This window comes from bacterium, from assembly GCA_040753085.1.
Taxonomy (GTDB): domain Bacteria; phylum UBA9089; class JASEGY01; order JASEGY01; family JASEGY01; genus JASEGY01.
Map to the genome: position 1 here is coordinate 1 of JBFMHI010000157.1, position 6,401 is coordinate 6,401.

Sequence of the window (6,401 nt, forward strand, 5' to 3'; positions counted from 1 at the left end):
CTACTTCATTAAGTGCTTTGATCATTGGTAGGACCTCTGCTTTCTTTATTGCTGTGTTTATTGCTGGCTATGCGTTACTATTTTACCACATATAACCCTGTTTTACAAGTGCGGAATGCAAGTTAGATTGGAAATTAATTAAGCCCCGCAGGGGCGAAGGAGAAAATTGAGTCTCTCCACATAACCATTGGTCCACGGATGCTTCACCTGGGTGAAGGTCTGGCTGATGTTCTTCTCCTTGCAGGTTTCCTTAAACCGGTGATTGCCTTGAGGCCCGTGAGTGGTGAACTCCTGACCATTGTCCTGTAGAAGACGATGGATGACCACACTCCCGACCCTTGGCAAGAGATGATTATGAAGGAAATCTACAGCTTAGCCTGAGCTTATGGCTGACTCTCTCAGGGCATAGGTAGGGAACTGTTGAATGAAATAGTGGTGCTCGATTTCATTCAACAGTTCCGTCAAAATAGGCTCATCTGGGGAGTAAAGGCTTCTTTCTCCCCCGGGGCAAAGACTTGAATCTTTCCGTATTCGCCGTCATAACCTGCTGCGATCTTTACTTTTCCAGCTCGAACCCGCCGAATAGCCTCAGCCAAAAGAGGCAAGTTGGATCCTTCTATTTCTTCTAGCGGGGTCTCTCCCAGGATGAAAAGCTCCGGCCCAAAATTAGAAAGCAATCTCTCGTATTCTTGAGCCACCTTTTTGCTATTGACTCCAACTCCTTCGATTTCAGCGATGATCTCAAGGAGAGGGATCAATGACTGGTAAGCCGGGGCTCCAGAAGGAATAAAACCTTCAGGCCGGTCAGCCAAGGTCTCCACCCGGTGCATCACCCCGACCGTTGTCTTTCGTCCACACCTGGGACAAAGGTATTCGTGTTTCCTGGTTTCCTCTGGAGTCATCCGCATATCACATGCCCTATGACCATCAAGATGATATTTGCCTTCCTCAGGGAAGAATTCAATCGTGCCCTCAAAGGCCTTGCCAGTTTCGAGTGTCGGGTTCGGGGCACCCGCTTGCGGGTCGTCGAGTTTCTGGTTTCCATCTCTGTTTTCCATAGCGGAACGAATATGGTAGTAAGATAGCTCTGTCTGAAACAGGTTAGCCTCCCGGCCCAATTTGGCCGGTGAATGGGCATCGGAGTTAGAGATGAGGGTAATTTTATCTAACCTGGAAAGCCGCCAGTTCATAGTTGGATCTGAAGAAAGACCAGTCTCTATGGCAAAGATGCGCGGGGTGAGGTCTTCAAAGCATTCCTCCATTGAATCAAAGCCCGAATTGGAGCCGAAAACGGAAAAATGTGGCGTCCAGGCGTGGGCAGGGACAAGAAAGGCTTCAGAAGAGGCTTCCAGGACAATTTGCAAAAGAACCTTGCTGTCCAGGCCCAGGATAGGCCGGCCATCCGCACTCAGATTTCCTATTCGTTGGAGCTTACTGCGAATCCCAGCCCCTATTTCCAGGCTTGGGGCGAAGATCAGGTGGTGAACCTTACGGGTACGGCCGTTTTTGCTGTAAATACTGCTTACTTCTGCCGAAAGCAGGAATCGAACCTCACCGCGACAAGTGCCGGGGACTCTTTTATCTTGTTCTGAGTAATATTCCGGCCGCAATCGAAACAAACCAGGTTCAGCCGGCTCTAATTTTTCCTTAATTTCGGCAAACCAGCGCGGGTGGGTAAAATCTCCGGTGCCAAGCACGGTAAGCCCTTTTAATTGGGCCCACCGGTAGAGATTTTCCAGAGACATCTCTTTACTGGTCGCCCGTGAATATGGGGAATGAATATGCAAATCAGCGATAAAAAACATAAAGTTCCCTCCTCCTCTGAGGATTCCTAAAAGTCTAAGCGCTCAGAACCCCCTGAATACCGAGTCTGGATATGAATAGCGCCTTTGTAATCGAGCATAGTTTAAGGGTAACCGTTCAGCCACCAAGGCACGAAGACACGAAAGAGGAAAAAAGCCTGTTTATTCTCTTTCTCACCTTCTCACCCTCTATTGGGGGATATTTGTATAAACCTATTTCACAGGTCGTAATTTTTTCTTCGTGTCCTTCGTGCTCTTCGTGGTTTATCCTTGATTTTCATCAAGGCAGGCTCTTGTTTACCCCATCCTTTTACCCAATTTGTGGATAAGGATAAGCCCATCAAGGGAGAGGGAATTTTGCTTTGTCTCCCAACTAACTGCTTAACTTAGTTTTGAGTAGTTACGTTTAAGGTTAAGTAAACAGTAAACAGTAGTTAGAGCTTATCCCCAAAACGATCCGAGCCGCGACCGTTAGGGAGCGACCACTGGCGCCCTCTATCCATCGACAGTTGTAGCTGCCTCCTATATCGGCTTTCATCGCGCCGAGGTCTTGGGATAGGCTTTTAGTAGATAGTAAGCAGTAGACAGTAAATAGATTACCTGCTGACTACTGTCTGCTGTCTACTCTTTTAGGTAGCTGCGAGAGATCAGTCAGGCCAAAATGTTTCAGGAACGCCTGGGTGGTTTTATACATAACCGGCCGGCCAGGGGCTTCAGACCGTCCAGCAATTTGAATCAAATTGGTCTTAAGTAGATTTTTAATCAAAGGACCTGCTCCGCCTATTCCTCTAATGGATTCTATCTCAGCCCGGGTGACAGGCTGCTGGTAAGCAATTATAGACAAAACTTCCAGAGCGGAGCGGGAAAACTTTATTCGCTGAGGAAGCCCTTTTAGTTTCTGTATCCAGGGGGTAAATTCCGGTCGGGTAGATATCTGATAGCCGTTAGCCACTTCACGTAACTGTATCCCTCTGTTTCCATTTTCGTAATCCATCCTCAGTTCATCGAGCAGGGTTTTAGCCTCTTCTTCCTTTATTTCCAGAACCTGGACGATTTGTTTCAAAGCAAGGGGTTCATCAGCCACAAAGAGCAGGGACTCAATGGCCCCCTTAGCCTGACCGGGATTAAGATCAACGGTGGTTGGTAGTCTTTTTTGCAAACTTGACCTCCACAGGAAAAAGATAACAATTTACCCCAAATGAACGCTGTTAGAAAATGAGGTGGATGCGATGACAAATATATTGCTGTGAAGAGCTTAAAGTTTATTATAAAAGAAAAATGTCTTTTTGTCAATAGAAAGTAACTTGACAAGGCATTTCTTTTTTGAGATAATAGGTAATTAAAAGCCAGAGTGAAAATTAGAAGGGCCTCCTGGCTAAAGGTGATGGCGAAATCCAGATCCAAAATCCGAAGCAACTATTTAGGTAGATAGGCTGAAGACTGAAGGCTAAAGGCTGAAATCCAGTCATCTGTTCTCTGCATTTATTTCTAAAAGCCTTCAGCCTACTCACCTGAGTAGTTACAATCCGAAATGAGGGGAGGTAGTAGATAATGAAAAGTATATCTGAAATGAAAAAGTCGTGTCCTAATGTGCAAGTTAATTTAGACTTCTGTAACTGCACTTATTCTTGTGAGAAAAAGGGGCTGTGCTGCCAGTGTATCAGTTACCACCGGAATATGAATCAACTTCCGGCCTGCTTTTTCCCTAAAGACGCTGAAGCCACTTACGATCGTTCTTTTAGAAAATTTATTAGGACCTGGGGATAATTCGGGTAGTGTCCTGAATGGCGCTAACTTAAGAAAAAGTTAATTCAGAAACAAGATCAATAGCACTTAAAAATGTATCTACATCCCTATCAATAATCTTCCAATTGTCTGATTTAAGAATATCTTGCACAATAGGTTTTGCTTCTTTAACATCAATAGGGTTCTCAACTTTTTGGGTGATAACAACAAAGAATTCCATCAGATTTTGCACACAGACAATTCCTCCGCCTCTTTCCCATATCTGTTTCAAAAGGTTCTTTGAGGTCTCATGTTTCGTGGTGTTCGGCGATATCATTATTTATAAGGGCAGAGACCGCATAAGTCTAATAATTGGACAATCGAAACTCTAAACCAGATGGAGGCTCGCCTTTCCAATGGCAAAATCCTTCTATGTGAAGTCGGGGAAAAACCTAACAAAATGTCCAAAAAATAGCCCACTTTTATTGGCCATTTGGAGAAGTCTGAAAATGAAGCTTTTCGGATAAAATAGAAGTAAAAAATGAAAAAAAGGAACTAAATAAACAAAAATTCTTACTTCTCATTTCCCATTTCTTATTTCCCATTCCTGAATCTGTCAGAGCCTGCCCTGATGAAAATCAGGGAACAGGTTTAAAAAGTGGGGGTGAGAGGAATTACCTTCTTTTCTAACCATAGATAAATAAAATGCATAATTTTATCCGAGAGTCTTCAGTAATTATAGGGGGATAAAGTTCAAGATGTGGCTTTCTACAAAGGGCAGGTATGCGCTAAGGGCGATGCTGGAGTTAGCCTTACATGAGGGAGATGTTGTATCTATATCTAAGATTTCGAGAAACCAGGAGATTACTTCCCAATATGTAGAGCAGCTTATGGTCAAATTAAAAAAAGCCGGTCTGGTAGAAAGTGTGAGAGGTCCTACCGGCGGATATCGATTAACTAAAAAATTATCTGAAATTACGGCGGGCGATATAGTCAGGACTTTAGAAGGCTATATTGAGCCAGTTTTCTGTGTTAATCCCCAGATAAGCCAGAAGCATTGCCATCGGGCTCCCAAATGTGCCGCCAGAGTCCTCTGGAAGAAGGTGGGAGATAAGATAGCCGAGGTTTTAGATTCAACGACGCTTGAGGATTTGGTCAGGATGGATAAGGAACTCAAAGAGGTGGAGAGATGATTCAAGAAGGCCAGGTTGTTTCAGTTAACATTAGTGCCGGCAAGGGCGAGAAAAAGAAACCCCTGGGTGGTCAGGGGGAGCTTATTGCCGGTTATGGACTTAAGGGCGATGGACATAGCGGTAAGGGTCACCGTCAGGTAAGTTTGCTGGCTATTGAGTCCATTGAGAAAATACGCCGGTCGGGCCTGGAGGTCTCCTGTGGTGACTTTGCTGAAAATATTACCACCTCCGGCCTGAATCTGCCTGACCTTCAGCCTGGCCAGCAGATAAGAATAGGCCGGGAAATAGCCTTGAAGGTAACCCAGATCGGCAAGGTCTGTCAGGATAGATGCGCCATTTACTATCAGGCCGGAGACTGTATTATGCCCAAAGAGGGGATATTTGCCGAGGTAATTTCAGGTGGAAAGATCAAGGCCGGAGATAGAATCAATATCATACCCTATAACGGAAGCCTCTCTTTCTAAGCATCTTATAAAGAACCACCGCGGCCATCCCTCCTCCGATACTGACCCACTGAGAAGGAGTTAACCCCAGCCACAGCTCCGGGTTATCACCCCTGAACTCTTCAATGACAAACCGTGCCAGAGAGTAGAGAAAGAGAAAGGAAACAAAGACCCGGCCTTCAAATCCCTTTACCTGACGGATAAAAAGGAGGATTAAAAAGAGGGCCAACCCATTAGCTGAGGAGTAGAGTTGGGTCGGATGGACTGGCTGGTCGCCAAAGTGGATATGGGCCGGGCTTCCGGATGGAAAGACTACCCCTATTGTACTCTCGGTAGGTTTCCCGTAACAACAGCCAAAGCAAAAGCAGCCGATTCGCCCTATGGCCAGGCCAATGGCAATTGAGGGGGAAATAATGTCGGCCATCTTCCAGAGGGGAAGTTTACGGCGAAGGATAAACAGGACACTAACCATTACGCCCAGAATAAAGCCGCCGTAGAAGACAAATCCCTGCCGGGAGAAGACAATATCCAGCGGATGCTGCCAATAATAATCCCAGTTGATGATTACATCACCGGCTCTTGCCCCCACAATGGCGGCAATAAGGACGTAAGTCCCCAGTTCAATGATCACCTCGCGCTTTATCCCTTCACGTTCAGCCGCCCTGGAAGTCAGCCAGATAGCTGTCAGGAAGGCCAGAGCCAAGGTAAAGCCGTAAGTATAAACATTAATGGGACCAATAGAAAATAAGATCGGATGCATAATCTGATAGAAATAGGTAATCGGTCATCGGTGAGGCGTAACCAGTAATCAGTGGTTACCGATTACGTATCTACTCAAAATCAAGTTAAAAAAGTAAGCTCATTACAGATTATAGTGCTATGGGTTAAGTTTCATCTCCTTTTGTCCTGACAGCGTCGGCATAAGAGCTTCCCCTCCCTTGATGGGCTTATCCTTATCCACATCTTTTAAAAACCACGAAGAACACGAAGGGCACGAAGATAAAACAAATCTTTTAATCCCCTCTTTAAATAATTTTTCGACCTGTGAAATAGGTCTAATAAAATGCAAGAAATTTCCCATAGACATAGATATTCAAGCTCTACTACTACTAAAAACAGCTCGCTCCTACGGAGCTGCAAATATATTGCTTTTGTGAAATACTACAAACAGATTACTCCTACGGAGCTTTATTCAGGTTAGCTCCAGAGGAGCGACATGTTTGTAGAATATATCTCTC

General features: G+C 45.1%; 8 protein-coding genes. 3 read left to right on the forward strand and 5 right to left on the reverse strand.

What is annotated here, in order from left to right; all coding sequences use genetic code 11:
* Positions 1-461: 461 nt before the first annotated feature.
* On the reverse strand, positions 462-1,805 hold the full coding sequence (locus AB1797_12210) for an endonuclease Q family protein (GenBank protein ID MEW5768362.1): 1,344 nt from the start codon (positions 1,803-1,805) through the stop codon (positions 462-464).
* A gap of 604 nt (positions 1,806-2,409) precedes the next feature.
* Positions 2,410-2,961 (reverse strand): SMC-Scp complex subunit ScpB, encoded by a 552-nt coding sequence (gene scpB, locus AB1797_12215; GenBank protein ID MEW5768363.1) that lies wholly within the window; start codon positions 2,959-2,961, stop codon positions 2,410-2,412.
* A gap of 392 nt (positions 2,962-3,353) precedes the next feature.
* Between scpB and AB1797_12220 the strand changes: the two genes are divergently transcribed.
* The gene (locus AB1797_12220; protein MEW5768364.1) at positions 3,354-3,569 is read left to right on the forward strand and encodes a DUF6485 family protein; all 216 of its coding nucleotides are present in this window, start codon (positions 3,354-3,356) and stop codon (positions 3,567-3,569) included.
* 28 nt (positions 3,570-3,597) lie between these two features.
* On the opposite strand, the gene AB1797_12225 is transcribed toward AB1797_12220, so the two are convergent.
* Positions 3,598-3,819, reverse strand: a complete 222-nt coding sequence (locus AB1797_12225; protein MEW5768365.1) for a hypothetical protein — start codon at positions 3,817-3,819, stop codon at positions 3,598-3,600.
* Positions 3,820-4,285: 466 nt separating this feature from the next.
* Between AB1797_12225 and AB1797_12230 the strand changes: the two genes are divergently transcribed.
* Together AB1797_12230 and AB1797_12235 are read left to right on the forward strand one after the other, a co-directional pair.
* Complete coding sequence (locus AB1797_12230; protein ID MEW5768366.1) at positions 4,286-4,720, forward strand: Rrf2 family transcriptional regulator; 435 nt, start codon at positions 4,286-4,288, stop codon at positions 4,718-4,720.
* Entirely contained in the window at positions 4,717-5,184 is a 468-nt protein-coding gene (locus AB1797_12235; GenBank protein MEW5768367.1) for an MOSC domain-containing protein, read from the forward strand. Before AB1797_12230 ends, AB1797_12235 begins: the two co-directional genes overlap by 4 nt.
* Here AB1797_12235 and lgt read toward each other — a convergent pair.
* Together lgt and AB1797_12245 are read right to left on the reverse strand one after the other, a co-directional pair.
* On the reverse strand, positions 5,153-5,923 hold the full coding sequence (gene lgt / locus AB1797_12240; protein ID MEW5768368.1) for a prolipoprotein diacylglyceryl transferase: 771 nt from the start codon (positions 5,921-5,923) through the stop codon (positions 5,153-5,155). The genes AB1797_12235 and lgt overlap by 32 nt on opposite strands.
* Positions 5,924-6,040: 117 nt before the next feature.
* Entirely contained in the window at positions 6,041-6,250 is a 210-nt protein-coding gene (locus tag AB1797_12245; GenBank protein MEW5768369.1) for a hypothetical protein, read from the reverse strand.
* Positions 6,251-6,401: the final 151 nt, after the last annotated feature.

What these genes read in the sequence shown, in the direction of transcription:
- AB1797_12235 (MEW5768367.1), top strand. Translation starts at nt 4,717, where the DNA reads ATGATTCAAGAAGGCCAGGTTGTTTCAGTTAACATTAGTGCCGGCAAG.
- lgt (MEW5768368.1), bottom strand. Translation starts at nt 5,923, where the DNA reads ATGCATCCGATCTTATTTTCTATTGGTCCCATTAATGTTTATACTTAC.
- AB1797_12220 (MEW5768364.1), top strand. Translation starts at nt 3,354, where the DNA reads ATGAAAAGTATATCTGAAATGAAAAAGTCGTGTCCTAATGTGCAAGTT.
- AB1797_12230 (MEW5768366.1), top strand. Translation starts at nt 4,286, where the DNA reads ATGTGGCTTTCTACAAAGGGCAGGTATGCGCTAAGGGCGATGCTGGAG.
- AB1797_12210 (MEW5768362.1), bottom strand. Translation starts at nt 1,805, where the DNA reads ATGTTTTTTATCGCTGATTTGCATATTCATTCCCCATATTCACGGGCG.
- AB1797_12245 (MEW5768369.1), bottom strand. Translation starts at nt 6,250, where the DNA reads ATGTCTATGGGAAATTTCTTGCATTTTATTAGACCTATTTCACAGGTC.